Here is a 24,822-nt window from a genome sequence, read left to right as displayed (position 1 = left end):
GCAGTACAAATGAATTTTTCTTTAACAGAAGAACAACAAAGTGTCAGAAAAGTAGTGAGATCATTTGTAGATAATGAAATTATTCCATACATTAAAGAATGGGATGAAAAAGGACATTTTGAAGAAAAGATCTTGAAGCGTTTAGCTGAGTTACAGTTTATGGGCGTTTGTATTCCAGAGCAATATGGCGGTGTTGGTATGGATTATAATACGCTCGCTATTGTTTGTGAAGAATTAGAACGTGGTGACACAGCTTTCCGTACAGCTGTATCTGTACATACGGGATTAAATAGCATGACTCTTCTTCAATGGGGAACAGAAGAACAAAAACAAAAGTACCTTGTTCCACAAGCGAAAGGTGAAAAAATTGGGGCGTTCGGTTTAACTGAACCAAATGCAGGATCAGATGTTGTTGCTATGCAAACAACAGCGGTAAAACAAGGCGATTACTACGTATTAAATGGATCTAAAACATGGATTTCTTTATGTGATGTTGCAGACCACTTCTTAATTTTTGCAAAAACAAATCCAGAATTAAAGCACCGCGGTATTTCTTGTTTTATCGTAGAACGAACATTTCCTGGGGTATCGACAAAAGCGATAAAAGGAAAGCTTGGTATTAGAGCGGGTAATACAGGAGAAGTATTTCTAGATGATGTGAAAGTGCCGGTAGAAAATCTTCTTGGAGAAGAGGGAGAAGGATTTAAAATTGCAATGGCATCATTAGACAATGGTCGTTTTACAGTAGCGGCAGGGGCGTGTGGGCTCATTCAAGCAAGTTTAGAAGCGAGTGTAAAGTATTGTGAGGAGCGTAAAACATTTGGAAAAGAAATTGGAAAACATCAGCTTGTACAGCAAATGATTGCGAAAATGTCTGCGAATCTTGAAATATCACGTTTATTGGTCTATAAAGCAGGATGGTTAAAAAATGAAGGGAAACGTAACACACAGGAAACATCTTTAGCAAAATGGATTGCTTGTGATGCTGCATTTGAAGCTGCAAATGATGCAGTGCAGGTGCACGGTGCCTATGGATATTCGAATGAATTCCCAGTAGAACGATATTTACGAAATGCAAAAGCTCCAGTTATTTACGAAGGAACACGTGAAATTCATACGATTATGCAAGCGGAATACGCACTTGGATATCGTTCTGATAAGGAGCTTCGTAACATGTTACCGAAGTGGCCTTTTGAAGAAAATGAGGCAGAAATGGTAACGAAATAAAATTAAGATGAAGAAAAAGGCTATCTCCTTCTTGGAGACAGCTTTTTTTTATTTGGTAAGTAAGATTTATCTCGCTATTTACGGGCAGTAAGACCTCCACCTTAAGATTCAGAGAAAAGTAAAGAAGATAGGTGGGAGATAACTGCTGGCATGCGCCCGATTGGTTCAACTAACCATCAGTTGTGTTTTTGAAATAAAGTCACGATGTTTGTAAAAAAGATGTGATGCTTAAAATAAACTCGCGACATTTATAAAAATGTTACGATGCTTTTTCCCTAGGTAATTATTTGTCTAAGAATATTTTCTTTTTAACTAACGGGGCAGGTTTGTTCAAAAAGCAGTAATCTCTTTTTATTAATTGTTAATGGATAATTTTACAAATAATGTAACCTGTATTTGTTTCAACCGTGTTAAAGTAAAGAGGGAGGGGATTCTATGAATAAAAGTAATAATTTACTTTAAGCAAGACAAATAAATACATTAAGCAGAAAGGGGTCATATGAAAAATATAAAGAAATTAATAAAATTTATCGGAGTAATTATTATAATATTACTAATCATAGCACTTTTTTTCCCTACATGGACTTCGCATATAAAAGGTGATAACAGTATAAGTGCATTAGAACAAGTAGAGATAAATGGAAGTAGTCATGAAATTATGATACGTGGCAAAGATAAGGATAATCCAGTTATTATTTTTGTACATGGAGGACCTGGATGTCCGGAAATACCATATGCCCATAAATATCAAGACTTATTAGAAAATAATTTTACGGTTGTTAATTATGATCAAAGAGCTAGTGGAAAATCATATCATTTTTTTGAGGACTATTCTAATCTTTCATCAGATTTATTGGTGAAGGACTTACTGGCTATGACGGATTATATATCAAAACGTCTTGGCAAAGAAAAGGTAATACTAATTGGTCATTCTTATGGTACATATATTGCAACGCAAGCTGCCTATAAAGCTCCTGAAAAATATGAAGCATATATTGGTATTGGACAGATGAGTGATACAGTAGAAAGCGAAATTGACAGTTTAAACTATTCTATTAATCAGGCTCAAAATGCTGGCAATAAAGATGATGTTTTATATTTACAAGGGTTAACTGAAAAAATCAAAACTGGTGATACGTTTACCCCACGAAATTATGTTATGAAATATGGTGGAAGTTCAAGACTTATTGATAATCCCGATGGTAATAACATAGGTATGTTATTCAGTAGTGAGTATAACTTATTAGATGTAATCCGTTATAACTATGGGTTATCCTATTCTCAACATATTTTGTTAAAGGAAGTATTAAAAAATCCATTGCCTACTTTAGTAACAAAGCTTAAATTACCATGCTATTTTGTAATGGGTAAATATGACTATATGACTTCCTCTAATGCAGCAAAAAAATATTTTGATATGATTGAAGCTGATAAAAAAGAATTTATAGCTTTTGAGAAATCAGCTCATTATCCACAATTTGAAGAGAAAGAAAAATTTTATGAATGGATGTGCGATACATTTATAAAATAAATACAATTGAGCTAATTTCATAATTTCAAGCCCGGTCAAATTAAGGACTATCGGTTAACTTTAGGAACAATTTAGTGTCAAATGTACTTAAACTAACAGGTGTTATAGTGCAACAAGGGTTCCAAAAATAATCAGACTTTTGTATAAAGAAGTTAATCGGCCACATTAAATAAGAGCATGTTTTGATTAATCTTTTTTCAAAACATGCTCTTTAGATTTGTTCTCATATCAAGGTTAATATCGTTAATTTAATCAAACTTTATTACAAAGCTACATCAGTGGGGGATGAAGAAAAACACCCACTGATGGAAGTTGCACTTTATAGTTTACATAATATTTTTATCAAATTTCATTATTTGGGTTTCTTTTTTATCAACTTTTATATTTGTTATAATAACGCCGAATATAGTTATTATCCCTCCTATTATTGATAAAACAGTGGGAATTTCTCCAATCCATATCCAAGAAATAATAATTGCTAGAGCGGGTGTTAAGTATAAAGAAGTTGTTGCTTCGGATGTCCCTATACGTGATATGATATAAGCTAGAGCAAAATAAGGAATCATAGTAGGAAAGAGACCTAAATAGACAACACTAAGTGTTGTTTCTATAGATGAATGCATAATTCTTTCTCCTAACCCTGGGAGAAAGAAAAGCATGAAAAATGTACCAGACCAAATTGTATAGGAAGTAAATGCAAGAAACCCGTATTTATTTAAATATCGATTTTGAAATACAAAGTATATGCTTTCTGAAAAGGATGCTAGAAGAATTAACAAAACCTCGCTATTGAGCGTAAAATGACTATCTTTTCCTAATGAAAGAATAGCGACACCACAAAAGCTAATAATAGATCCAATCCAACCACGAAGCCCAAATCGTTCATGCAGAAATAAGGCAGCTAATATGGATGAAAAAATGGGAGAGGTAGAAACGAGTAGGCTTGCGGTACCTGCGTTAATAGTTGCCTCTCCGGCACTTAGGGCTACATGGTAAACAGTAAATCCTAGCAAACCTAATACGAGAATAATAGGGATATCCCTCCATTCTGGTAGTTGCATGCGAGTCAATATAGCGAAGAAGATAAGTGCTAGCGAAGCGATTAATAGGCGAAGCAAAACTAAATGCTCAGGATTATAGGATTCTAATCCGACTCGTATGGCTGGAAAAGCGGAAGCCCAAAGAAAAATTGTAGATCCATAAGCAGCTATGATTCGAAAATCCCATTGTTTCTTCATATTTTCACATCCTTATCATGTTAATTGATTATTATCCCGCTATTCGTGGGCAGTAAGACCCACACCTCAAGATTTAGAGAGAAGTGAGGAAGATAGGTGGGGGAATGCGCCCGATTGGTGAGAGCTTTCCATTAATGTGGGATGAAAAAAAGTCACCACTGATGGAAGTTTCACTTTATGTTAATAAGGATTTAGTAAAATGTCTTCAACCAATTGTATTGTTTTAAAAACCAACCAAATGTAGGTGATTTTGATGGAGAAGGAAAATAGGAAGTTAAGTAAATCATCACACCTCCCGTTGTATCAACAAGTTGTTGTGTATATAAAAAATAAAATTATGAGCGGGGAATGGCCAATAGGAAGCAAACTTCCGACACAACGTGAGCTAGCTAAATGGTTTGGAGTAAATCGAAGTACAGTTGTTACAGCTTTAGAAGAATTAAAAGCGGAAGGTTTAATTGAAGGAAAAATGGGTGCTAGTACAAAAGTAGTCAATAATACATGGACATTACTAGCAAATACTGCTCCTCCTGATTGGAATAAGTTTGTAAAAACAGGGTTTTATAAGCCGAATCAATCGATCGTACAAGAAATTAATAAAGCAGATTCAGATTTAAATATAATTCAATTAGGGAAAGGGGAGCTTTCTTCTGAATTATTTTCTGTAGAAAATTTAAATACGGTTATGCACCGTTGTATAAACCGTATTGACTCTTTAGGATATGAAGTGCCGAAAGGGCTTTTACCATTACGTCAAGAATTAAGCAAATATTTAAGTACAATCGGGATAACTTGTTCTCCTGACTCCATTTTAATTGTTTCAGGTGCTTTACAAGCACTGCAACTCATTTCAGTTGGACTTTTACGACAAGGATCAACTATTCTTCTTGAAGAACCATCCTATTTGTATTCTCTACATATTTTTCAATCAGCAGGAATGAAATTTTCTAGTCTTTCAGTAGATAATCAAGGATTAATACCAACTAATATTGCTGCAAAAAAACAACGAAATCAGTCGATTATATATACAATTCCTTCTTTTCATAATCCAACAGGTATTGTCATGTCAGAGAAGAGACGAAAAGAACTTTTGCAAGTATGCGAAAAAGAGAATCTTCCCATTATAGAAGATGATGTTTATCGAGAATTATGGATCGATACTGCTCCGCCTTTACCACTAAAAGCAAATGATAGACATGGACAAGTTTTATATATTGGTAGTTTTTCTAAAACATTGAGCCCTGGATTAAGAATAGGATGGCTTGTTGGTCCTGAGCCTGTTATCGATCGTTTAGCTGATATTAAAATGCAAATTGATTATGGGTCCAGTTCATTATCACAATGGGCAGCTACTGAATGGCTGTCAAGTGGTTTATATACTCAACATCTTGAAACGGTTAGAGTAAACCTCACTATTCGTCTCCGTACAATGTTAGAAGCATTAGAGAAATATTTACGAGGAATTGCAACCTGGAATATTCCTAAAGGGGGCTTTTTTATTTGGGTAAAAATTCTTCCATCTATATCAATGCAAAAACTTTTTGAAGCAGCGCTTGACGAGGGCGTATTATTTTATCCAGGAAATATATATAGCTCAGCATGCAACCAATATTTGCGATTCTCCTACTCTTATGCATCTTTGACAGATATAAAACAGGGAATTTACCGTATTTCTCAAATTGTTAAGAGGTTAATATAATTTTATATATTGTTTTTTTATATGAAAAACCTTATTAAATCGTTAGAAGATGAATTTTGGGGCTATTACAGGGGTAGTTATTATAAAAAATGCGCTCCACGTAAAATAAAAATGGAAGACTTTATTATGTTTGCGGAGTAAAACATGTAAATGATTGTTACATTTACAACAATCTTTGGAAGTGGGTTAGCACCTCACACAATTACAGAAGAATTTCCTAAAAGGGCAATTAAACAATTATTAATTTATCCAAGGAAGCGGCTTACAGTAGTATTGTCTTCTAGCTGTTTTACTTATTGCTTCAAGTGCATCGTTTCAAGAACGGGAATTTATTTTCTGCGGTTATCGGATGAGATAAAAACAAATTGATAAATAAAAGAAGAGATTACAGCATATTGATACTATAATATAAACATATCATGTTGGAGGTGTTTTCTATTAATCTTGCATTTTCGCGTATTCGACTTCGCAGTTTTTTTGGATGGATGATTTTAGGTGCGGTGGCTACATATCTTCCATTAGGCATAATAGGTGCTGAAAGTAGTTCATTTGAGTTTGTTTCAGAAACATTGGTTTTCTTTGTTTTTCCATTACTTTGGTTATTTTATAAGATGAGAAAACATAACGCAGTATTTAGAAGTTTTTTTGATAAACCAGCATCAATTCCATGGGCGTTAATTTTGATTGCTACGGCTATGGGAATGATTTTTGCATTTGGTATGTCTTTTATTCAGTTTTACATATTAGCTCAGCTGATTCCTGATTTTCTAGTTGATTTATTAAATGATGGCAATGTTATTGATATGAGCACTACTTTTACAAAGATTTTTAGTGTAATTTCAGCTTGTATATTTGCACCAATTATGGAGGAAGTGATTTTTCGAGGCTTTTTCTTAAATCGAATGGCGTATAAATGGGGGCTGAAACGTGCTATTATCGTTTCTTCACTTATTTTTGGATTCGGGCATATAGATGTGATTGGTGCGTTTTTATTTGGCGTAATCATGTGCCTGTTATATATTAAGACGAAAAGCTTATGGACCAATATCATTGTGCATGCTTTAAACAATAGTGTTGTTAGCATCATTCAATTTAGTGATAGTAGTAGTGCACAAGAAACAGTGAAAATTGCTGATCTACAAGCGCAAAGTAATTTATGGATTGGTTTAGCTATTATTATCATTAGTTTATTATGGCTTGTTCCCTTTATTCGTAACAATTGGCGCACAGTAAAAGAAGTTGGATTGCCATCACTACGAGTGATTCAAGAGGAAAAACAAGCTAATTGGATTGCACAGCAAGCCGCATATAGCCAAGTTGTATTAACAGAGCGCTATATGGCTGTCGAATTGCCTGATGAGGCTGTCAATCATTTGTGTTTAGAAGAACGTGATTACGTAAAAGTGGAACTAGTTGATGATATGATTGTGATCAAAAAAGCAGATGAAAGAGAAAGGCTCTCCTAAAGGGAATACGGAGAGCTTTTCTCTTTAGTAAATAAGTATTTCTACGTGGAAATTGTTTCCGTTTTTTATATATTTAATATCTGTTACAGTACGTACTTGCTTTAAAATTTCTACTTTTTCACCGATTCTCGGAATAGTTGGAACATTGTCCCAGATACCAAGCAAATCATCCATTGTCTTTGTTTTTTCGTAAAACCAAATTTTCACCGTGATGCCCCTTTCTTATTTTGTATTTTAATACATGATAATACATTTTTATTCTTTTTGTAAGGGGTTTTTACGTATTTTTTGAATGAATTTAACAAAAAAAAATTTCATTCGGGAAAGCCATGTTTAATATTAGGTGTTAATGACATTTCTGAACCGTCACAATAAGTCTGCAACACTTGTTACAGCTGAAGAAGTTTTAAATTGCTTATATAAAGATTGTAGTAAAGTTTCACTTTAATATTATAGTAAGAAAATAAAGAATAATTTTATAGAAAAAAATAAGAATATTTTGTATAATTACATTACAATAATTTTGAAAACAGGGGTGGCAACGTATGGCACATATTCCAGAAAAAAAACTAGAAACATTATTAGCATTAGCTGATCATGATAAACAAAAACAAAAAGAATTTTACGAAACATTGTTAACAACATACGTTTATGTTGCAGGGACAGTTGATATTGAAGAAGGAGATTCACAAGGAACAGTGCATTTACGTTATTTCCAAGGTGATGGAAGATGGATTTTACCATTCTTTACACAGCTTGAATTTTTACAAGCCGTACTGCCTGAAGATGTGCCTGTTATTACGATTCGTGGAAAAGAATTATTTGAGAACATTGATGCTGAAGCAACGGCAGTCTTAAACATTGGTACAGATCTTGATAAAACATTTACACCTCCAGAAATTGCTGATATTGCTTCAAGAAGAATTTTTAATTATTATCTATAAAGTACCGTTACCATTTTTCCTTTGCGTCATATAGTATTAGTAGCTTGACCAAGGGGGGATGGACATAGATGGCTGATAATAACAACAATAACAACAACTGCTGCTGGGATAACATATACAATTGGAAAAACCGTAATAATGACAATAATAACAACAATAATAACAACAACAATAATAACAACAATAATAATAATAACAAAAACAAATACAACTGTTGCTGGAATCACTGGAATTACTGGAATTACAGAAATAACAACAATAACAACAACAATAACTGAATGGAAAAAGGAGAAGCAAAAAGCTTCTCCTTTATTATTTCTATACAAATTTCCCTCGCATTAACGAGAAATATGAGATTCCCCCTTCAAGATTCAGAGAAACCGAAGAAGGTTGGTGGAGGATGAAGAAGCCCACACTGATGGAAGTTTCACTTAATACCAGATGATATGGAAAGTATTTTTTGTTGTCCATTTATTGTAGCAGGAACGCCAAGAGGCACTCCTATGTTTGACTTTATATGCCCAATTGGTAAGCCGCTTAAAAGAGGGATATTATAAGATGTAATGTGATCATGCAGAATGTCAGAAATAGATAAAGATGGCTTTGTAGATGTACAGTTGTGACAACTTGCAAAGATAACGCCGGCACACTGTTCAAATTTTTTTCCTAAGCGTAATTGATTTAACATGCGATCAATACGATACGGTTCTTCTGCAATTTCTTCTAATAAAAGTAGTTTATTTTTTGTATCAATTTCGTAAGGTGTACCGAGTGTGCTTGTAATTACAGCTAAATTGCCCCCTACAAGAGGAGCTGTGATAGAACAAGAGAAAGAATGAATAAATTCTACTCCTTCCAAAATAATAGAGTACGGATGGAAGAGTTGTTTGAAAAAGGAGAAAGAGAGAGAATCAAGACCCTTTCCAACTTCCTCCATCATGGGACCATGGAAAGTAACGAGTTGTGAGAATTGTCCAAAAGCAATATGTAGGGCAGTAATATCGCTATACCCCCAAAAGATTTTTGGATTATCTCGAATTAGTGCATAATTAATATAAGATAAAAGGCGACCAGTACCATATCCACCTCTTGCGCAAAAAATAGCTTTTACATATGGATCTGCAAAGGCTTTGTGTAAGTCATGAACACGAATCGCATCATCTCCGGCTAAATAGCCTCGTTTTTCTTGTACGCTCTGTCCAATTATAACGACCAATCCTATTTCCTCTAATTTCTGCTTTGCTTGAAGAATATGCTCTATAGATGGTGGACCTGCTGGAGCAATGATTATAACGGTATCTCCGTATTTTAATGGTTTGGGATACTGCATCAAATTTCCCCACCCCCCTTTCTTTCACTATATTCGCTTATAGGATATTCAATCCTTGTGAAAAGAAGGAAATCATTTGGCATGACAAGAAAGTATAAGAGAAAGGGGAGAAGAAAAAATGTTCCATAGTCGAGTATGCGAGAAATTGGAAATTACATACCCTATTATTCAAGCTGGGATGGCAGGAACAATTGTAACCCCAGAGCTAGTAGCAGCTGTATCTAATAGTGGAGGGTTAGGTACATTAGGTGCAGGATATATGAGCCCTGAACAAATCCGTTTAGCTGTACGTACTATTCGTCAGTTAACTGATAATCCGTTTGCGGTGAACTTATTTATTACAAAAGAAATGGAAGTTGACGAAAAGCAAGTAGAAGAGGCACAAAATCTGTTAAAGCCCATTCGAGAAAAATTGCAATTGGGAATAGCAAAGCAAACGTTACAGCTGCCGAAAAGTTACAAAGAGCAGCTACAAGTTCTTATTGAGGAGAATGTTCCTGTTTTTAGTTTTACTTTTGATACACCAGAACAGGAGGAGATAGAATTATTAAAAAGAAATGGCATAAAAGTAATTGGCACGGCAACGAATGTAGCAGAAGGGAAGATATTGGCTCATTTAGGAGTAGATATTATTGTTGGGCAAGGAAGTGAAGCAGGGGGACATCGTGGAACATTTGTAGGAAAAGAACAAGATTCTATGATTGGAACAACTGCGCTTATTCCACAGCTTGTTGATGCTGTTCCGCATATTCCAATTGTGGCGGCAGGTGGGATTATGGATGGACGGGGAGTAGTGGCAGCCTATGCACTTGGTGCAGAAGGGGTACAAATGGGTACAGCATTTTTAACATGTTATGAAAGTATAGCCCATGAGGCGCATAAAGAAGCAATTATAATGAGTACAGACCAAAGTACGACAATGATTCGTGCATTTTCGGGTAAATATGCGAGAGGGATTCGAAATACTTTTATTGAACAATTGGAAAGTAAAGAAGGAAAATTTCCTGTATATCCAATTCAAAATGTATTAACAACAGAAATTCGCCAAGCAGCAGCGATACAAAATAATCGCCAATATATGTCGCTTTGGGCAGGACAAGCTTCTGCTTTAGCCAGAACAGAAGAGGCGCAGCAAGTTATAATGCGAGTGATTAAAGAAGCGAAAGAGACATTAGAAAGATTACAAAGTACAATCTATATATAAAAAAGAACGCTTGAAAATTCAAGCGTTCTTTTTTAGTTACTCTCATAAAATTGCTGAATTGCCTCATCGACATATACCCAGCCTTTCCAACCTAAATGCATAGTATCTTTTAAGAAATACTTATCATATTCATGGCTTGAAAAATCTGCAACTGGGAATCCAGCTTTTTCAATTTGTTCATTTATTTTTTTATAGTATACATCACGTCGTTCTTTCGGGAATCCAGCATAATCATACCATGGGCCATTAACTGGAACAGAAATGAATAATGGTTTTGCATGCTGTTGTTTTAAAATGTCTAAAACTAATTGGAAATCGTCATATTCTGGCGATTCATCGAATGATTCATTTGCTCGATATCCTTTTAGACGTTTTAATTTATCCTTAATCTTTTGGTCATAGTAGCGATCTTCAATGCCGAATGGATTCGTTTGAGATTCTACTTCGCCAGTTTTTTCTGCATGGTTACGAATATCGTTCCATGCAAGGGATTTTAATTCAGCATCTGTATGTGTTTTTCGCGGTTTAATATCAAACATTGATGTAACTAAATCTTTACGATCTAAAATGTTACGATATATATACGCAAATGGTTTTGCCGCCGCTGCTTTCACTTTATGTTTTGTATCGTCATATACGATTCCTTCTAAAGAAGTTTTTAGGAGTGTATCTTTACGAACAATTTCAAAACTTAATAAGCGGTTTGCGATTTCTTTTTTCGTCTCAGGCTTTAATTCATCATTAAAGATGAGATGGTACGCTTGCTGAGATGAAAAGTTTGGCGCAAAATGAACTTCGTCTAGCCCTTGTTTTACAAACCATTGCGGTGAAAGGACGAAGACAATTTTGCGATCTTTTAACTGATCCATTGACGATGCTAGATTTAACACATGAGTAAGACTTTGTGTTCCACCGCGACCGATAAGAAACGGAGTAAATTCTTCATTTTTCACTTTAAAGTAGTTAGATGGATGATATACATCTAACCGAGAAAATTCCGATGAACCGTACATCGGAAGGTATTTTGGATCTTCTAGCGCTTTTTGTTGCAGTGCAATGCCCTGGAACATTTCTTTGTTTAAAGATGTTGAGGCATCGTTGACCTTTTGCTCCCCGATAAGTGGTAAGAGGAAGCGTGATGGAATAAGTAACACCACGCAAAAAAGAGCAAATGCTAGAAGCATCGGGCCAAACGTTGGTTTTTTCATCGCATATCTTCCAGTTTCTTAACAATCATGTTTGGCGTTGCCCATTCGTCACGATCAAAGTCAGAAATAGGCACTTCAATACCTAAACGTTCTTGAAATTCTACTAATAAAGATACTGTACCGAAAGAATCAAGAATACCTTCTTCAAATAATTGTACATCTGTATTTTCTTTTACAATATCATTTTCACATACTTCTTCTAAAATATCTAATACTTGATCTTTAAATTCAGCCATTGTGTATTCTCCTTTATATCCATAATGTATGATGTGTAACTTCCTAAGAAGTTTTTAACTAAAAGTGTCTACCTAGGTTACCTGAGAAGAGTAGGAGACCGAGACAAACGAAGTGGAATGTAATGATAATTCCAAGGGCATGTGTGAATTTATTATTTGGCCAAAACTTATGTTTTTTGTTTTTTCGTTCAAAAATATCAAATGCAATAAACAAAATTGCATGATATAAGCCATACGTAATATAATACCACGTTAGTCCATGCCAAATTCCCATAATTCCAAAGTTTAAAAATGCACCGATATAAGAAATTGTATAACGGTTTTTAATTAGTTTTTTCTTTGTCGCAAAAAAGACAAAGCGCATATAAATAAAGTCGCGGAACCAAAATGATAAGCTCATGTGCCAGCGGTTCCAGAAGTCCTTAATATTACGACTTAAAAAAGGCTTGTTAAAGTTTTCAGGCGTTTTAATACCCATCATATAACTTACACCAATTACGAATGCGCTATATCCTGCAAAGTCAAAGAATAGATATAAACTATAAGAGTACATATCAGTCATAAATGAAATAAATGTAGCTTGTTTAGAAATTGCTGCATCCCAAAAATGATTTTTAATTAAGTACGCAATAATAAATTTGTAAAGAAAACCCTGGAAAATACGATTGATTCCCGTATAAAGCATTATCTTATACTCATCAGCTGATGGTGGGTTCTCTACATCTTTTTGGAAGCGACGATATCGATCAATTGGACCTGTTGAAATTGCAGGGAAGAACAGAAGAAACTCCCAGAACTTAAATAGTGATATTTCTTTAATAAGTCCATCGCGAATTTCAAATATCATTTGTACTGCTCTAAATGTTACGTATGATATACCAAGAAATACGACTAATTTCATAGCTGGTATATCAAAAAATACGATTGATTTTAAAGCTGGTACAACAGGTGTAATTTTTACTAAGATAAGCGGTAAGATCGATAAAATAACAGCAGTGCAAAAGATACTTGTTTTGTTATCACGCTGTCGCAACGTTAAATATCCTTTAATTAAAACAAATTGCCAAATTGCAAATATTGCCAATGCAACAGCTTGTGTTGGTTTATCAGAAAAGATAATTGCCAACATAATAAGTGTTACAACTGCATTATATTTGCGCAGCATTTTCCCTTGTAACCCAGCAATGATGGTAGGGATAAGCAAAATGCCCACAATCACGAAAAAATAAAATGATGCATATGGGATCATGCTGTAACCTCACTCAATAATTTTTTACGGTCTACTTTTCCATTGGGTGTCATTGGAATAGAAGATTGATACATGAATTTTCGTGGAATCATGTAATTTGGTAATCGTTCATTGAGTTCCTTTTTTATCGCAGATGTTAATTTGAATTCTTTTTCAAAAGAATGTTCACCTGGAACAACAACCGCTAATAAGTAGTCGTATTTTTCACCTTTTTTAATTGGAAGTACCACAGCAGCTTCCACATACGAACATGAACGCAGGTGATGTTCAATTTCTTCTAATTCCATACGATAACCGTGTAGCTTAATTTGGAAATCAAGACGACCATTATAGAAAAGAAGTCCATTTTCTAAATAACCAGCGTCACCAGTTTTATAAGCACGTTCGCCGTCAATAACTGTGAATGCTTTCTCTGTTAATTCAGGGCTTCCTAAGTATCCAATACTTACACTCGGACCAACGATTACGATTTCACCCTTCTCACCATCAGCTGCAACAGTACCATCTTCTTTCATAATGATGATACGGCAATCTGATTTACAGTAACCGACTGGAAGAGATTGATATTTGTCTACTACTTCATTTGTTACATGAATACCAGTTACAGCAACAGTCGCTTCTGTTGGTCCATACGTATTCATAATAGTAGCTTTTGGGAAGCGCTCTAACAGTTTTCTTGCAACATCATTAGACAGTACTTCACCACAGAATAAGAATGTTTTCATGTTTGGAAGCATACCTTCTGAGAAAGATGGCTCCATTAAACACATTTCTGCAAAGGATGGTGTAGACGTCCAAACTTGTACATCTGATTGTTCTAAAGAAGCAAATAAATCTTTTGGACGTGCAATCATATCTTTATCAATTGCCCATAGTGTACCACCTGTTACTAATGACGGATAAATGTCCATAACAGATAAGTCAAATGAGAATGGCGCTTGGTTTAAAAAGACTTGTCCAGTTTGTAAGTTGAAATCTTCAACTGTCCATTTTGTGAAACTTACAAGACAATTATACGTAATTTGTACACCTTTTGGGTTTCCTGTACTCCCTGATGTGTAAATGATGTAGAAGTTGTCTTCACCCTGTACTGCATATTCAGGATTTGCAATGTTTCCTTTATGAGTAAGAAGAATATCTTCTAATTTCTTTCCATCAACAATCTGAACTGGTAAATCAGCCACTGTAACATCTGTTGGAGATAAAAGTAGCTTTGCACCAGAACTTTCTGCAATGCGCAGCACACGATCAGTTGGAATTGACACGTCTACTGGAATATACGCATGTCCAGCTTTGACACATCCTAAGAAACAGACTATCATTTCTGGCTGCATATGCCCGTATACCATAATTGGTGAACGATCATCTCCATATTGGGAAGAAATCCAATATGCTAATGCATCAGAATCTTCTTTTAATTGTCTGTATGTAATTTTCGCATCTCGCCAAACGAAAGCGGTTTGGTCAGGCGTTTCAACCGCCCACTTTTCGATTTGTTCTAATAACTTCATAACGCTCCCACCCTAAAATTCATTGTAAATAAATGTACTTGTGTTTGTATCTTGGAACCCATACAACCATAGTAAAGCAAGTAAAATCGCAAGGTAGTAACAAGTTTTTGCAACCCATTGCGTGAGTGGTTGAGACCATATTTCTTTTAATATTTTCATGTCTTTCCCCCTCTATAAAATAGTATCCGTATGTAAGTATCATATCCTACATCACTTTGAAAAACACAGAAATCCCACACTTTAGGGAAGTGTAAGGCAAAAAGGCTCTTTTCTGATAGTAGCACTAAATGTTAAAAAAGAAAATCCCTAACTTAACAATTATATTACATTCTAGATAGAATTGTAATTCCATTACAATTGAAAGAGGTAAGGTTATATTCCCTCTAACTAAAATCGCACATAAACTCTTGTTATACAAAGGGATACGGTCATTATGATGGAATAAGATTGTTAAAAATAGAATAAGGGGTTGAAACGAATGAAATCATCTCAAGTAGATTGGTTATTATATCTTTCTGAAGAAAATATTCGGATGTGGCGACGTTATTTACATCAGCACCCTGAATTGTCATTTCAGGAGAAGCATACAGCACAGTTTATATATGATACATTACACTCATTTTCTTATTTTAACTTAACAAGACCAACAGCATGTAGTGTAATGGCAAGACGAAAAGGAAAAGGTTCAGGCAATATTATTGCGATTCGAGCAGATATAGATGCACTTCCGATTCAGGAACAAACGATGAAGCCGTATGCATCTAGTGTACCAGGAGTTATGCATGCTTGCGGTCATGATGCACATACGGCAATTTTGTTAGGTGTAGCCGAGGCCTTAGTGAAATATGATGAAGAGTGGGGTGGAGAAATTCGTCTTTTGTTTCAACATGCTGAAGAACAATACCCTGGTGGAGGACAAGAGATGGTGGAAGCGGGAGTTATGGATGGAGTAGATTATGTCATCGGTCTTCATGTAATGTCAGGGCTAGGAAGTGGACAAATAGGAATTTCCTACGGACCAATGATGGCAGCACCGGATGTATTTACAATTGAAGTTAAAGGAAGAGGAGGACATGCTGCTCATCCGAAACAAACAGTGGATCCGATTGCAATAGGGGCACAAATTATTACGAATTTGCAACATCTTGTGTCAAGACGGACGGATGCGTTTGAACAACGAGTGGTATCGGTCACGCAATTTCATGCAGGAACAGCTGATAATATCATTCCTGAGACAGCAACGATTGTAGGAACGGTGCGTTGCTTTGAGAACACATTACGACAAGAATCTAAAGAAATTATTGAACAAATTGTGAAGGGGATTACAGCAGCGCATGATGCAACGTACTCATATACGTATCGTTACGGATACAATCCGGTAATAAATGATTCCTATGTAACAAAGGTAGTAGAAGATAGTGCCATTGAACTGTTTGGAAAAGAAAGTATTATCTCACTTTCCCCTTCTATGGGAGGCGAGGACTTTTCTGCATACTTACAAAAGGCTCCAGGTTGTTTTGTAAAGTTAGGGACGGGAAATGTAAATAAAGATACTTGTTATCCACATCATCATCCGAAATTTGATGTGGATGAAACGGCATTAATTCGTGGTGCACAATTATTTTTGCAAGCGGCAATGAAGCTATTAAAAGGATAAAGTAAATTAACAAACAGTGGATAGTTGAAATTATATTACGAGATAAAAAAAGGCAACTGCGAATATCGCAGTTGCTTCTATTTCTTTCCGTTAGAGAGGGTTAAGAAAGAACTATGCTCATTTATAATATATGTATGTCTTACGGACAAGCTTGTATCTTTTCATTAATTTTTTAAAAAAAATTATTGATTTTGATAATTTATTATCAATTAATCTAATGTTATCTTTTTTATTGATAATAATTATCATTTTCATTCATTCCGTACTAAAGGAAATATAAAAAATAAGAGAATGAGATACATAATAAGGGGAGAGAGTAAAATGAGTAAGTTAGTAATGATTTTTGCAAGTATGAGTGGAAATACAGAAGAGATGGCAGATCATATTGCCGGGGCAATTCGCAAGGCTGGAAAAGAGATTGAAGTAATCGATATTATGACATCACCAGAGGCGTCTGTTTTAGAAGATTATGAGGGGATTGTATTAGGTGCATACACATGGGGAGATGGTGATTTACTAGATGATTTCTTAGATTTTTATGATGAAATGGATAAGTTGGATTTAACGGGGAAAAAAGCAGCGGTGTTTGGTTCTTGTGATTCTGCATATCCGAAATACGGGGCAGCTGTTGATATTTTAATAGAAAAGTTACAGGAGCGCGGAGCTAACGTTGTACTTGAAGGATTAAAAGTAGAATTAACACCAGAAGACGAAGATGTTGAAGCGTGCCTTCGTTTTGGTACAGAATATACAAACCACCTTTCTTAATGGCGTTTGAAGAAAAGAAATTAAGGGAAGACGTTTAGCGTATTCCCCTTAAAACATGTAGCAGTCGTTTTGTATTGTTTTCAATCATTTTTGAATCATTTGTTTCAAAACCATATACAAGGTCGTGCAGTATAGGACTATATTGATAAAAAGAGATAATCCGTTCAAAAAATGTTGTATCCGTTCTATTCGTTAAAGCAGTATATTCCTCGTATACTTCTAGTGTAAAGGCATGGCCGTAATCAGCGTATAATCCAGCAAAATCCAATGCGGGATCACCAATTTGTGCATCTCCTATATCAATGATACCAGCAATGTGCCTCAGGAGAGGATGAAATAAAATATGATTATGTGTTAAGTCAGCATGAATAACTGTTTGTGGAGAGGAGCTTGTATATAATTGCTCAAAAAATGTTTGAAATAGTGTATTCAATCGTTTAGTTTCTTCTATTGTAAATGTAGTAAACAGGTAATGTTTTAGTTTCATATATAGCTTCTTCCAATATTCAGTTGTTTGCTCAACCTGAAATCCCCACTCTTTTGCAAGTGTAATAGGAACTGTATGAAAAGCAGCAAGAAATGATGCAAGTTGTGTAACAATTTTCGTTTTTTCATTAATTGAGAGGTTATGTAAGTAAGATGGTTTAAATGGTTTACCATGAATTATTTTATAGTAACTGCAAACAGGAATTGTATCTGCTTTATTTTCATATAGAATATGATAGTTCGGTACTTCTATTTGTTGTGTTTGCAGCAGAGGAGACAGTACTTCATATAATTGTTTTTCACGAGGAATTTTTTTCGCGTATTCAACTTTTCTAGGGAATCGAAATAACCATTCATCATTTATGAGAATAGCAACATTATCCCAACCGCTTTCATCTTGATGAAAGGAATGGATAGGCAAGTTCGGGAGTGTTTTTTGAATATATTGTATATAGTCTAAGTCTGTCATTTTTTCGCCTCTTTCGTTTAGTTATAAATAGAAAAGAAATCCCTAGCTAGGGATTTCTTTTCTTATCCCGTATTTAACGGATAATCTCACCTCAAGATGTAGGGTTGATTGAGAGGTGAGACAATTTTACGTAAAGATTGGTTCAATTAGCTATCAGTGGAGGATGAAGAACCCGCACTGATGGAAGTTGAACTTTATCCCGCATTAACGGGCAGTAAGATCACCCCACCTCAAGATGCAGAGAGAAGCGAGGAAGATAGGGGGGATAACTGCCCGTAAAAGCCCGATTAGTTCAACTAACCATCAGTGAGGGATGAAGAACCCGCACTGATGGAAGTTGAACTTTATAAATTCTCGTTTTGCTGCTGTATCTCCTTTTTACTCAAATCAAGATTTGCATTTTCGATAGCTCTATGTTTGTCTAAAGAATCTCCAGCGTATCCTTTTTGTGTTTTTATAACCCTTTTACTTGAACTTGCTGAGTTATTATTCATATGAATTCGTCCTTTCTTTTACTTAAAATATACGAAAGTAATAAGTAATAGCAGTACAGCTCCAAAAATGACAATGCCGACTAAAAACGTCATGTTAGAATAACGAGGTGATTTATGTACATCTTGACGATAACCGGGTGAAATTTCCGGTGCAAACTCTTCTTGATAAGACTGTTGTTCTTCCTTTTCGTCCACTGTTGCAACTCCTTTATGTTTTTTATCCCGCATTAACGGCCACCTCAAGATTCAGAGGGAAGCGAGGAAGATAGATGAGGGATAACTGCTGGCATGTGCCCGATTGGTTCAACTAAACCTCCACTGATGGAAGTTTCACTTTATTGATATGTTGCACGTTATAAGGAAGAAATATACTCTTAGTATGTTAAGCACTGAGCGAGAACCCAGCCGATAGATATGGATAATAGGAGAATCATAAGTCCGACAGCACGATTATCTTCTTCAATTGCTTGCTTAATACTGAAGCTCATTGTAACAAGTTCTGCAATGTAAAAAGCAATAATTTGCGTTACGATACCGATAGCACTCCAAATGATCATATCGATGAGTGAAACAGACTGAGCGATGGTTGCCCCCACTATAAACGTAAGGCCAAGTAATTTTCCGCCAATTGACATAGCTGCAGATACATTTCCTTTTGCAATTAATTGAAATTCCTTTACTTTTGTCGTCCAATCAAATAGAAGAAAACCGATACATAGTAAAGCAAGCCCTGTTCCAGCATATATAAAAAAATTTAGGAATAAATTCACATTTTTCTCCTTTCTTTTGTTAAAAATCCAATATTTACCTCGTATTATACATGAAATGAAAAAAATGCTTCTATAAAAATAGTGGGGAAATTATTTTTGGGAGATATTATAAAAATAGTTGTTTATATATGTGTGTATCCTATTATTATAATTTATATATATAATTTGTAGGAAAAAAGGTGTTCTTACTTAAAGAACCTTTTCTCCCGAAAAACATTATGTGAGTTTGAATCCATATGTAGCAGCAATTGCTTTATATGTTGTTTTTTTATTTGTGATGATTACAGTTGTTTCGACAGGAACTCGATCAAATAACCAATGTACGTCACTATTATACATGCGAATGCAACCGAGTGTTGTCCATTTTCCAATGGCGCTTGCATTATTAGTTCCGTGAATGGCATATGTTGTTCCTTTTGTTCCTTTGAGATTCAGACCGAGCCATCGATCCCCTAATGGGTTGCGTGAATCACCGCCAGGAATATTTTTGGCATAGTAGGGACGATTCTTAATTTTGTTGACAATATTATATTTTCCTAGGGGTGTTGGTGTGCTGCTTTTTCCAGTAGCAACTGTAAACTCTTTTACAAATTTACCTTTTTCATAATATGCCATCTTATTTGTCGCTACATTGACAATTAACAAATGTTCTTGCTGATATGTCTCTGCATCAGCTGCCTTAACAGGAAGCATAGAAGAAAAGAATAATAATAGTGCAATCGCAATCTTCCTCATATTAAATTAGTCTCCTTTATGTAAATATCAAAATTTATTATAGCTTTCTTTTATAAAGAATCCTATTACTTTTTTATTTATATACAAAATATTAAGGATATATAAAAAACCGCTATTTAGCGGCTTTTTAATGTAATATATTTTTGCTGTACTTGAAATAGACGAGCGAGTAAAAAGATTGCACCAAAAGCTAGTCCTAAAATGAGACCAATCCAATAACCTTTTGCAGCCAAAGTTGTATATGTTGCAAGTGTATAACCGAGCGGGAGACCTATTATCCAATATGCAACTAGTGTCATAACAAGTGCTACATTCACATCTTTATAACCGCGAAGTGCACCTTGTACTGGTGTTGCAATGGCATCAGAAAATTGGAATAAAATTGCAAACACGAGAAATTGTTTCGCTAAGTCGTGTACTGCAGAATCATTTGTATAAATAGAGGCAATATTGTCATCAAATAAAAACAGTAAGATAGAATATAACAGTGCGAAAGCTAGTGCTAATCCTATACCAATAAAGCTATAATGCTTGGCATCTTTATATCGGGAAGCACCGACTTCAAACCCGACAGAAATTGTCATTGCCATGGATAAACTGAGTGGTGTCATATATAAAAGAGATGCGAAGTTCATCGCAGCTTGGTGAGCAGCAATGGTTGTTGTGTCAAAATTACTCATAAATAATGTAACAGCAGCAAAAATACTTGTTTCAAAAAAGATTGCAAATCCAATTGGTACACCAAGTTTTAATAATTCTTTCCAGCTTGATATAGAGAGGCGATACAAACGTTGAAAGACACCATAAGAAGAGAAAGGCTCTTTCGTACGGATAATGACAATAGTGATAAGTAAAATACACCAATATGTCGATGTTGAAGCGATGGCAGCTCCAACTCCACCGAGTTTTGGGAAACCGAAATGACCAAAAATGAATATATAGTTCAAAGTGATATTAATCGGTAAAGATAGTAAAGTGATAATCATTGTTGTGCGGGTTTTTCCTAAGGCATCAATAAAACAGCGGAGTACTGTATATACAAATAGCGGAATGATACCAAATGCGATAATGCTTAAAAATTGAGCAGCAATTTGGGCTACTTGTTTCTCTAAATGCATGGCATGTAAAATTGGTGAAACCACAAAAAATCCAATGATTATAACAATAACACTGACCAAGATTGCTAAGTATACGGCTTGTGTCACAACGTGAGCTACATTTTCTTTTTGTTTGGAGCCGATAAGGTGAGCAACAATAGGAGTTGTTGCCATTAAAATACCTGTTAATCCTGTACTAATTGGAAGCCATATACTTGTTCCAATTGCAACTCCAGCTAAATCAGTGGCACTTGCATGTCCTGACATCGTCGTATCGAAAAAACTCATTGAAAATAATGACATTTGTGTAACAAATATGGGGAAAAATAATAAGATAAATTGCTTAATTTTTTGTGAAATCGATGTAGTTTCTTTCATATATACTCCTTTCTAAAATACGAATAGGCCGTTTCAATCATACTATTGAATAGGAATTTAGAAAAGTAATATGTATCTATAACAACATTGGTGCATTTTGAACGAATATGAAAAAAACGATGCGTGTTTAGTGAAGATGAGGTATTATGATAAAGTATGAAAAAAGTATTATAAGGTATTAAGGAGGCACGGTTGTGGCTGATTGGTTAATTGGATTAATCATGGGTGCTGTTGAAGGGTTAACGGAGTTTTTACCTGTATCATCAACAGGGCATATGATTTTAACAGGGCATTTAATTGGATTTGAAGGCGATAAAGCAAAAACGTTTGAAATTGTTGTTCAATTAGGATCTATTTTAGCGGTTGTTGTTGTATTTTGGAAACGATTATGGTCGTTAGTTGGAATTGGACGAGTAAAGCAAGGGCCATCGTTAAACTTATTACATATTATTATCGGTATGATTCCAGCTGGATTACTTGGTGTTTTATTACATGACAAAATTAAAGAGGTTTTATTTGGACCAGGTCCAGTTGTTATTAGTTTAATTGCTGGTGGTATCTTAATGATTATTGCTGAGAAATTCTCAAAGCCAAGCACAGCGAAAACACTTGATGACATTACGTATAAACAAGCGTTTACGATTGGGATGTTTCAATGTTTAGCATTATGGCCTGGTTTTTCTCGTTCAGGGTCTACAATTAGTGGCGGTTTGTTAGCGCGTGTATCTCATACAGCAGCTGCTGAATATACATTTATTCTTGCGGTACCAATGATGGTAGCTGCAACAGGTCTTGATTTAATTAAGAGTTGGAATGAATTAAGCGCAGCAGATATCCCATTATTTGCAACTGGATTTATTACTGCATTTGTGGTTGCTATGTTAGCAATTGTTTCATTCTTAAAATTATTATCTCGTGTGAAATTAACACCATTTGCATATTATCGTTTTATTATTGCCGCGGTGTTTTACTTCTTTGTTTTATAATAAAAAAACTGCCATTTGGCAGTTTTTTTATTTTGCTATTTTTTCAATCATATTTTCCATTACGTGCTCCCAAATGGAAGTATCAGAAGTTAATGTTTTACGAAATGCAGCATACATTTCTTTTTGCTTTTCTTCAAACTGTGGATCATCTTTTTCTGGTAATGTAGCGCGCATAGAAGTAACGAACTCTTGAACTTTTGGAGCGCGTGGCCCCCAAATATATTTTTCATTTCCTGCTGCGTCCATAAAAATGAAAATTGGAATCGCGCGTGCGGTACCATTTGTTAAATATTGATCCATCAATTCTAAGTTATCATCACGAATGAGTAGGCTCATCTCGATATTGGCAACTTCGCAAATGCGTTTCATAATTGGTACGCAAAGAAGGGCATCACCACACCAATCTGCTGTTAAAACGATAACGTTTAAACGATCGTTTTGATGTTGCTCTAAAACAGGAAGAAGTTCATTCGGAATTAAGAAATTATTATAAATATGTAGTAATTCGTGTTGATTCACCGTCATATCATTTACATATGCCTCAAAGGACATGCCTTTTTTAAACCATTGAAGTAATGTCATGTACTACACCTCTTTCTCTATTTGTTCATATTGTACCAAATATTTTACGGGAAAGCTGGTAAAGTTACTTTTATTGGTAATCCATATTTTGTCGAGTGTAAAAAGCTAGAACAATAAATTGAAACTTCCATCAGTGGAGATTTTCTTCATCCTCCCTACTGATGGAAAGCTCTCACCAATCGGGCTTTTACGGGCAGTTATCTCCCACCTATCTTCCTCGTTTCTCTCTGCATCTTGAGGTGGGGGGGTTACTGCCCGTTAATGCGGGATAAAATGAAAACAGGGTGCTTCTGTGCACCCTGTTTTCTTGCTGATAAAATTTACAGCATTTTATGAAAGCAACCTTTATCATCTATTACCAAGTAACTAAAAAAAGATACATGATTTTCCCAATAAAATGGATGACAAATTCCAAAAAGTACGTTAATATAGTTCATAATGTTTTTATTTAATCATATTAAATAAATAGAGGTGCTGTACAAAATGTCTAATAATCGCGAGTTGCTAATGGAAGATCTGTCTACGAATTTTTTTGCTATGTTTCGTACATTACGTAATGATATGGGCAAAATTTTCGGTGATTATATTCCATGGAATGAATTTATCGTGTTGCGTATTTTAAATCGGGTCCAAAAAGAAATGGTTTCCCATGTTGCGAATGAGCTGAACGTATCGAATAGCCACATTACGGCTGTTGCAGAAAAATTAATTAAAAAAGAACTTGTAACGCGTTCGCGCTGTACATCAGACCGTCGTGTTGTGTATTTGGAGATTCTTGATAAAGGGAAAGAATTAGTGGCTGAGATGGAAATGCGAAAGAAGGAATATTTCAAAGAGCGATTTTCTACTTTGTCTGAAGATGAAATGCAAGTCATGATTTCTATTTTACAAAAGCTAATTTAGTAAGAAATAGCATTCATATTTCATATTGTTAAATAAATGGTGGAAAAGTTAGGGAATCATATGATGCGTTGAAGATAGTGAAGTGAAACTCCCATCAGTGGGGGGGCTTCATCCCCCATCTAGCTTCTTCGCTTTTCTCTGAATCTTGAGATGGGGGTCTTACTACCCGCGAATAGCGGGATAAATTCCAAACTAAGAAGCGGCCTTACTATGCAAAAGCCTTCGCAATCAATGCGAAGGCTTTTCATGTGTATTTAGAATGGAATGGAGCATACTAACAATATCATTATACAGAAGGGAAGAAAGAAGTATGTCAAGTCGTAATGGTAGTAAAGGAAGCGGGAATCAAGGAGCACCCAAAGTAGGGCAATATCAACAGGAGTTCGGCACAGAGTTTGTTACTGGTGATGATAATAAAGGGAAAGAATATCGCTCGAAAAAAGGGAGCAAATCAAGGAAGGAGTGAAGCATATTCACTTCTTCTTTATTATTAAATAAAGTGAAAGTTTTCACTAAACGGGTGTATGCCAGCAAATATTCCTCGCTTAACTGCTTTTTTTAGGATTTTGCTACGTAATTCTAATGCTCCACATGTAGAGGGATAAAAAAAAGCCATCTTGTCATTGCAAGATGGCTTAGGAAGGGGGGACAATT

The 24,822-nt window shown here is 35.1% G+C and carries 27 protein-coding genes and 1 pseudogene; 12 read left to right on the top strand and 16 right to left on the bottom strand.

Going from position 1 to position 24,822, the window contains the following annotated elements; translation table 11 throughout:
• Window positions 1-9: 9 nt before the first annotated feature.
• Window positions 10-1,227 carry an acyl-CoA dehydrogenase family protein gene (locus ACTDJC_RS09710; protein ID WP_098309548.1) on the top strand — a complete coding sequence of 406 codons (1,218 nt, stop codon included), beginning with the start codon at window positions 10-12 and terminating at the stop codon, window positions 1,225-1,227.
• Window positions 1,228-1,726: 499 nt separating this feature from the next.
• Window positions 1,727-2,758 carry an alpha/beta hydrolase gene (locus ACTDJC_RS09705; protein WP_440603247.1) on the top strand — a complete coding sequence of 344 codons (1,032 nt, stop codon included), beginning with the start codon at window positions 1,727-1,729 and terminating at the stop codon, window positions 2,756-2,758.
• Between the two features lie 326 nt (window positions 2,759-3,084).
• On the opposite strand, the gene ACTDJC_RS09700 is transcribed toward ACTDJC_RS09705, so the two are convergent.
• A complete protein-coding gene (locus tag ACTDJC_RS09700; protein ID WP_440603246.1) occupies window positions 3,085-3,996 on the bottom strand; it encodes a DMT family transporter in 912 nt (303 codons plus the stop codon).
• A 253-nt stretch (window positions 3,997-4,249) separates the two neighbouring features.
• Here ACTDJC_RS09700 and pdxR point away from each other — a divergent pair, with 253 nt between their 5' ends.
• The 3 genes and pseudogenes from pdxR (at window position 4,250) to ACTDJC_RS09685 (ending at window position 7,161) form a co-directional block, all read left to right on the top strand.
• Complete coding sequence (gene pdxR, locus ACTDJC_RS09695; protein ID WP_440603245.1) at window positions 4,250-5,695, top strand: MocR-like pyridoxine biosynthesis transcription factor PdxR; 1,446 nt, start codon at window positions 4,250-4,252, stop codon at window positions 5,693-5,695.
• A 150-nt stretch (window positions 5,696-5,845) separates the two neighbouring features.
• Window positions 5,846-5,974: pseudogene (locus ACTDJC_RS09690) on the top strand (ABC transporter permease); the annotation flags it as partial.
• A gap of 158 nt (window positions 5,975-6,132) precedes the next feature.
• Window positions 6,133-7,161, top strand: a complete 1,029-nt coding sequence (locus ACTDJC_RS09685; protein WP_253631096.1) for a CPBP family intramembrane glutamic endopeptidase — start codon at window positions 6,133-6,135, stop codon at window positions 7,159-7,161.
• A 24-nt stretch (window positions 7,162-7,185) separates the two neighbouring features.
• Here ACTDJC_RS09685 and ACTDJC_RS09680 read toward each other — a convergent pair whose 3' ends face one another.
• Window positions 7,186-7,368, bottom strand: a complete 183-nt coding sequence (locus ACTDJC_RS09680) for a DUF3913 family protein (protein WP_098309545.1) — start codon at window positions 7,366-7,368, stop codon at window positions 7,186-7,188.
• 338 nt (window positions 7,369-7,706) lie between these two features.
• On the opposite strand from ACTDJC_RS09680, the gene ACTDJC_RS09675 reads away from it, so the two are divergent.
• Complete coding sequence (locus ACTDJC_RS09675) at window positions 7,707-8,105, top strand: SseB family protein (RefSeq protein WP_098309544.1); 399 nt, start codon at window positions 7,707-7,709, stop codon at window positions 8,103-8,105.
• 26 nt (window positions 8,106-8,131) lie between these two features.
• On the opposite strand, the gene ACTDJC_RS09670 is transcribed toward ACTDJC_RS09675, so the two are convergent.
• Entirely contained in the window at window positions 8,132-8,431 is a 300-nt protein-coding gene (locus ACTDJC_RS09670) for a hypothetical protein (RefSeq protein ID WP_440603244.1), read from the bottom strand.
• Between the two features lie 101 nt (window positions 8,432-8,532).
• On the bottom strand, window positions 8,533-9,435 hold the full coding sequence (locus ACTDJC_RS09665) for a S66 peptidase family protein (RefSeq protein WP_440603467.1): 903 nt from the start codon (window positions 9,433-9,435) through the stop codon (window positions 8,533-8,535).
• A 118-nt stretch (window positions 9,436-9,553) separates the two neighbouring features.
• Between ACTDJC_RS09665 and ACTDJC_RS09660 the strand changes: the two genes are divergently transcribed.
• Window positions 9,554-10,639, top strand: coding sequence for an NAD(P)H-dependent flavin oxidoreductase (locus ACTDJC_RS09660; protein WP_440603243.1), 1,086 nt, complete (start codon window positions 9,554-9,556; stop codon window positions 10,637-10,639).
• Window positions 10,640-10,671: 32 nt separating this feature from the next.
• Here ACTDJC_RS09660 and dltD read toward each other — a convergent pair whose 3' ends face one another.
• The 5 genes from dltD to ACTDJC_RS09635 are packed head-to-tail and all read right to left on the bottom strand — an operon-like array spanning window position 10,672 to window position 15,002.
• The gene (gene dltD / locus ACTDJC_RS09655; protein WP_440603242.1) at window positions 10,672-11,847 is read right to left on the bottom strand and encodes a D-alanyl-lipoteichoic acid biosynthesis protein DltD; all 1,176 of its coding nucleotides are present in this window, start codon (window positions 11,845-11,847) and stop codon (window positions 10,672-10,674) included.
• Window positions 11,844-12,083 carry a D-alanine--poly(phosphoribitol) ligase subunit DltC gene (gene dltC, locus ACTDJC_RS09650; RefSeq protein ID WP_098309540.1) on the bottom strand — a complete coding sequence of 80 codons (240 nt, stop codon included), beginning with the start codon at window positions 12,081-12,083 and terminating at the stop codon, window positions 11,844-11,846. Before dltC ends, dltD begins: the two co-directional genes overlap by 4 nt.
• A 58-nt stretch (window positions 12,084-12,141) precedes the next feature.
• Window positions 12,142-13,332: a D-alanyl-lipoteichoic acid biosynthesis protein DltB gene (gene dltB, locus ACTDJC_RS09645; RefSeq protein WP_440603241.1), complete on the bottom strand. Its 1,191-nt coding sequence runs from the start codon at window positions 13,330-13,332 to the stop codon at window positions 12,142-12,144.
• Window positions 13,329-14,843 (bottom strand): D-alanine--poly(phosphoribitol) ligase subunit DltA, encoded by a 1,515-nt coding sequence (dltA, locus tag ACTDJC_RS09640; RefSeq protein ID WP_098309538.1) that lies wholly within the window; start codon window positions 14,841-14,843, stop codon window positions 13,329-13,331. Before dltA ends, dltB begins: the two co-directional genes overlap by 4 nt.
• A gap of 12 nt (window positions 14,844-14,855) precedes the next feature.
• Window positions 14,856-15,002, bottom strand: coding sequence for a teichoic acid D-Ala incorporation-associated protein DltX (locus ACTDJC_RS09635; protein ID WP_098309537.1), 147 nt, complete (start codon window positions 15,000-15,002; stop codon window positions 14,856-14,858).
• Window positions 15,003-15,321: 319 nt separating this feature from the next.
• On the opposite strand from ACTDJC_RS09635, the gene ACTDJC_RS09630 reads away from it, so the two are divergent.
• Together ACTDJC_RS09630 and ACTDJC_RS09625 are read left to right on the top strand one after the other, a co-directional pair.
• Complete coding sequence (locus ACTDJC_RS09630) at window positions 15,322-16,500, top strand: M20 metallopeptidase family protein (RefSeq protein WP_253629056.1); 1,179 nt, start codon at window positions 15,322-15,324, stop codon at window positions 16,498-16,500.
• A gap of 321 nt (window positions 16,501-16,821) precedes the next feature.
• The gene (locus tag ACTDJC_RS09625) at window positions 16,822-17,268 is read left to right on the top strand and encodes a flavodoxin (protein WP_440603240.1); all 447 of its coding nucleotides are present in this window, start codon (window positions 16,822-16,824) and stop codon (window positions 17,266-17,268) included.
• Between the two features lie 34 nt (window positions 17,269-17,302).
• Here ACTDJC_RS09625 and ACTDJC_RS09620 read toward each other — a convergent pair whose 3' ends face one another.
• The 6 genes from ACTDJC_RS09620 to ACTDJC_RS09595 all read right to left on the bottom strand — a co-directional run bounded on the left by ACTDJC_RS09620 (window position 17,303) and on the right by ACTDJC_RS09595 (window position 21,697).
• Entirely contained in the window at window positions 17,303-18,223 is a 921-nt protein-coding gene (locus ACTDJC_RS09620; protein ID WP_440603239.1) for an aminoglycoside phosphotransferase family protein, read from the bottom strand.
• Window positions 18,224-18,567: 344 nt separating this feature from the next.
• Window positions 18,568-18,717: a hypothetical protein gene (locus ACTDJC_RS09615; protein ID WP_195933936.1), complete on the bottom strand. Its 150-nt coding sequence runs from the start codon at window positions 18,715-18,717 to the stop codon at window positions 18,568-18,570.
• Between the two features lie 18 nt (window positions 18,718-18,735).
• Entirely contained in the window at window positions 18,736-18,912 is a 177-nt protein-coding gene (locus tag ACTDJC_RS09610) for a 2-isopropylmalate synthase (protein ID WP_098309585.1), read from the bottom strand.
• A 179-nt stretch (window positions 18,913-19,091) separates the two neighbouring features.
• On the bottom strand, window positions 19,092-19,487 hold the full coding sequence (locus tag ACTDJC_RS09605; protein ID WP_098309532.1) for a DUF350 domain-containing protein: 396 nt from the start codon (window positions 19,485-19,487) through the stop codon (window positions 19,092-19,094).
• 216 nt (window positions 19,488-19,703) lie between these two features.
• Window positions 19,704-20,222, bottom strand: a complete 519-nt coding sequence (locus ACTDJC_RS09600) for a L,D-transpeptidase (protein ID WP_098309531.1) — start codon at window positions 20,220-20,222, stop codon at window positions 19,704-19,706.
• Window positions 20,223-20,338: 116 nt separating this feature from the next.
• Window positions 20,339-21,697: an MATE family efflux transporter gene (locus tag ACTDJC_RS09595; protein WP_440603238.1), complete on the bottom strand. Its 1,359-nt coding sequence runs from the start codon at window positions 21,695-21,697 to the stop codon at window positions 20,339-20,341.
• 194 nt (window positions 21,698-21,891) lie between these two features.
• Here ACTDJC_RS09595 and bacA point away from each other — a divergent pair, with 194 nt between their 5' ends.
• A complete protein-coding gene (gene bacA, locus ACTDJC_RS09590; RefSeq protein WP_098309529.1) occupies window positions 21,892-22,683 on the top strand; it encodes an undecaprenyl-diphosphate phosphatase in 792 nt (263 codons plus the stop codon).
• A gap of 27 nt (window positions 22,684-22,710) precedes the next feature.
• Here the strand turns inward: bacA and ACTDJC_RS09585 are convergent, their stop codons facing one another.
• Window positions 22,711-23,265: a thioredoxin family protein gene (locus ACTDJC_RS09585; protein WP_098309528.1), complete on the bottom strand. Its 555-nt coding sequence runs from the start codon at window positions 23,263-23,265 to the stop codon at window positions 22,711-22,713.
• 483 nt (window positions 23,266-23,748) lie between these two features.
• Between ACTDJC_RS09585 and ACTDJC_RS09580 the strand changes: the two genes are divergently transcribed.
• Window positions 23,749-24,168, top strand: a complete 420-nt coding sequence (locus tag ACTDJC_RS09580) for a MarR family winged helix-turn-helix transcriptional regulator (RefSeq protein ID WP_141525048.1) — start codon at window positions 23,749-23,751, stop codon at window positions 24,166-24,168.
• Between the two features lie 310 nt (window positions 24,169-24,478).
• Window positions 24,479-24,634 (top strand): imidazoleglycerol-phosphate dehydratase, encoded by a 156-nt coding sequence (locus ACTDJC_RS09575; RefSeq protein WP_098309527.1) that lies wholly within the window; start codon window positions 24,479-24,481, stop codon window positions 24,632-24,634.
• The last annotated feature ends 188 nt before the right edge of the window (window positions 24,635-24,822 follow it).

It is taken from the genome of Bacillus sp. GB_SG_008 (assembly GCF_052038115.1).
In the GTDB taxonomy this organism is placed as follows: Bacteria; Bacillota; Bacilli; order Bacillales; family Bacillaceae_G; genus Bacillus_A; species Bacillus_A rhizoplanae.
Note: the sequence above shows the minus strand (reverse complement) of the source record. Positions and strands in the feature narration are given on the sequence as shown.

Excerpts from the sequence above, each read along its gene's own strand:
- ACTDJC_RS09620 (WP_440603239.1), bottom strand. The coding sequence starts at position 18,223 with ATGACAGACTTAGACTATATACAATATATTCAAAAAACACTCCCGAAC.
- ACTDJC_RS09675 (WP_098309544.1), top strand. The coding sequence starts at position 7,707 with ATGGCACATATTCCAGAAAAAAAACTAGAAACATTATTAGCATTAGCT.
- ACTDJC_RS09595 (WP_440603238.1), bottom strand. The coding sequence starts at position 21,697 with ATGAAAGAAACTACATCGATTTCACAAAAAATTAAGCAATTTATCTTA.
- ACTDJC_RS09575 (WP_098309527.1), top strand. The coding sequence starts at position 24,479 with ATGTCAAGTCGTAATGGTAGTAAAGGAAGCGGGAATCAAGGAGCACCC.
- ACTDJC_RS09630 (WP_253629056.1), top strand. The coding sequence starts at position 15,322 with ATGAAATCATCTCAAGTAGATTGGTTATTATATCTTTCTGAAGAAAAT.
- ACTDJC_RS09625 (WP_440603240.1), top strand. The coding sequence starts at position 16,822 with ATGAGTAAGTTAGTAATGATTTTTGCAAGTATGAGTGGAAATACAGAA.
- ACTDJC_RS09585 (WP_098309528.1), bottom strand. The coding sequence starts at position 23,265 with ATGACATTACTTCAATGGTTTAAAAAAGGCATGTCCTTTGAGGCATAT.
- dltA (WP_098309538.1), bottom strand. The coding sequence starts at position 14,843 with ATGAAGTTATTAGAACAAATCGAAAAGTGGGCGGTTGAAACGCCTGAC.
- ACTDJC_RS09600 (WP_098309531.1), bottom strand. The coding sequence starts at position 20,222 with ATGAGGAAGATTGCGATTGCACTATTATTATTCTTTTCTTCTATGCTT.
- ACTDJC_RS09615 (WP_195933936.1), bottom strand. The coding sequence starts at position 18,717 with ATGAATAATAACTCAGCAAGTTCAAGTAAAAGGGTTATAAAAACACAA.
- ACTDJC_RS09660 (WP_440603243.1), top strand. The coding sequence starts at position 9,554 with ATGTTCCATAGTCGAGTATGCGAGAAATTGGAAATTACATACCCTATT.
- ACTDJC_RS09700 (WP_440603246.1), bottom strand. The coding sequence starts at position 3,996 with ATGAAGAAACAATGGGATTTTCGAATCATAGCTGCTTATGGATCTACA.
- ACTDJC_RS09705 (WP_440603247.1), top strand. The coding sequence starts at position 1,727 with ATGAAAAATATAAAGAAATTAATAAAATTTATCGGAGTAATTATTATA.
- ACTDJC_RS09580 (WP_141525048.1), top strand. The coding sequence starts at position 23,749 with ATGTCTAATAATCGCGAGTTGCTAATGGAAGATCTGTCTACGAATTTT.
- dltB (WP_440603241.1), bottom strand. The coding sequence starts at position 13,332 with ATGATCCCATATGCATCATTTTATTTTTTCGTGATTGTGGGCATTTTG.
- pdxR (WP_440603245.1), top strand. The coding sequence starts at position 4,250 with ATGGAGAAGGAAAATAGGAAGTTAAGTAAATCATCACACCTCCCGTTG.
- dltD (WP_440603242.1), bottom strand. The coding sequence starts at position 11,847 with ATGAAAAAACCAACGTTTGGCCCGATGCTTCTAGCATTTGCTCTTTTT.
- ACTDJC_RS09710 (WP_098309548.1), top strand. The coding sequence starts at position 10 with ATGAATTTTTCTTTAACAGAAGAACAACAAAGTGTCAGAAAAGTAGTG.
- dltC (WP_098309540.1), bottom strand. The coding sequence starts at position 12,083 with ATGGCTGAATTTAAAGATCAAGTATTAGATATTTTAGAAGAAGTATGT.
- ACTDJC_RS09635 (WP_098309537.1), bottom strand. The coding sequence starts at position 15,002 with ATGAAAATATTAAAAGAAATATGGTCTCAACCACTCACGCAATGGGTT.
- ACTDJC_RS09665 (WP_440603467.1), bottom strand. The coding sequence starts at position 9,435 with ATGCAGTATCCCAAACCATTAAAATACGGAGATACCGTTATAATCATT.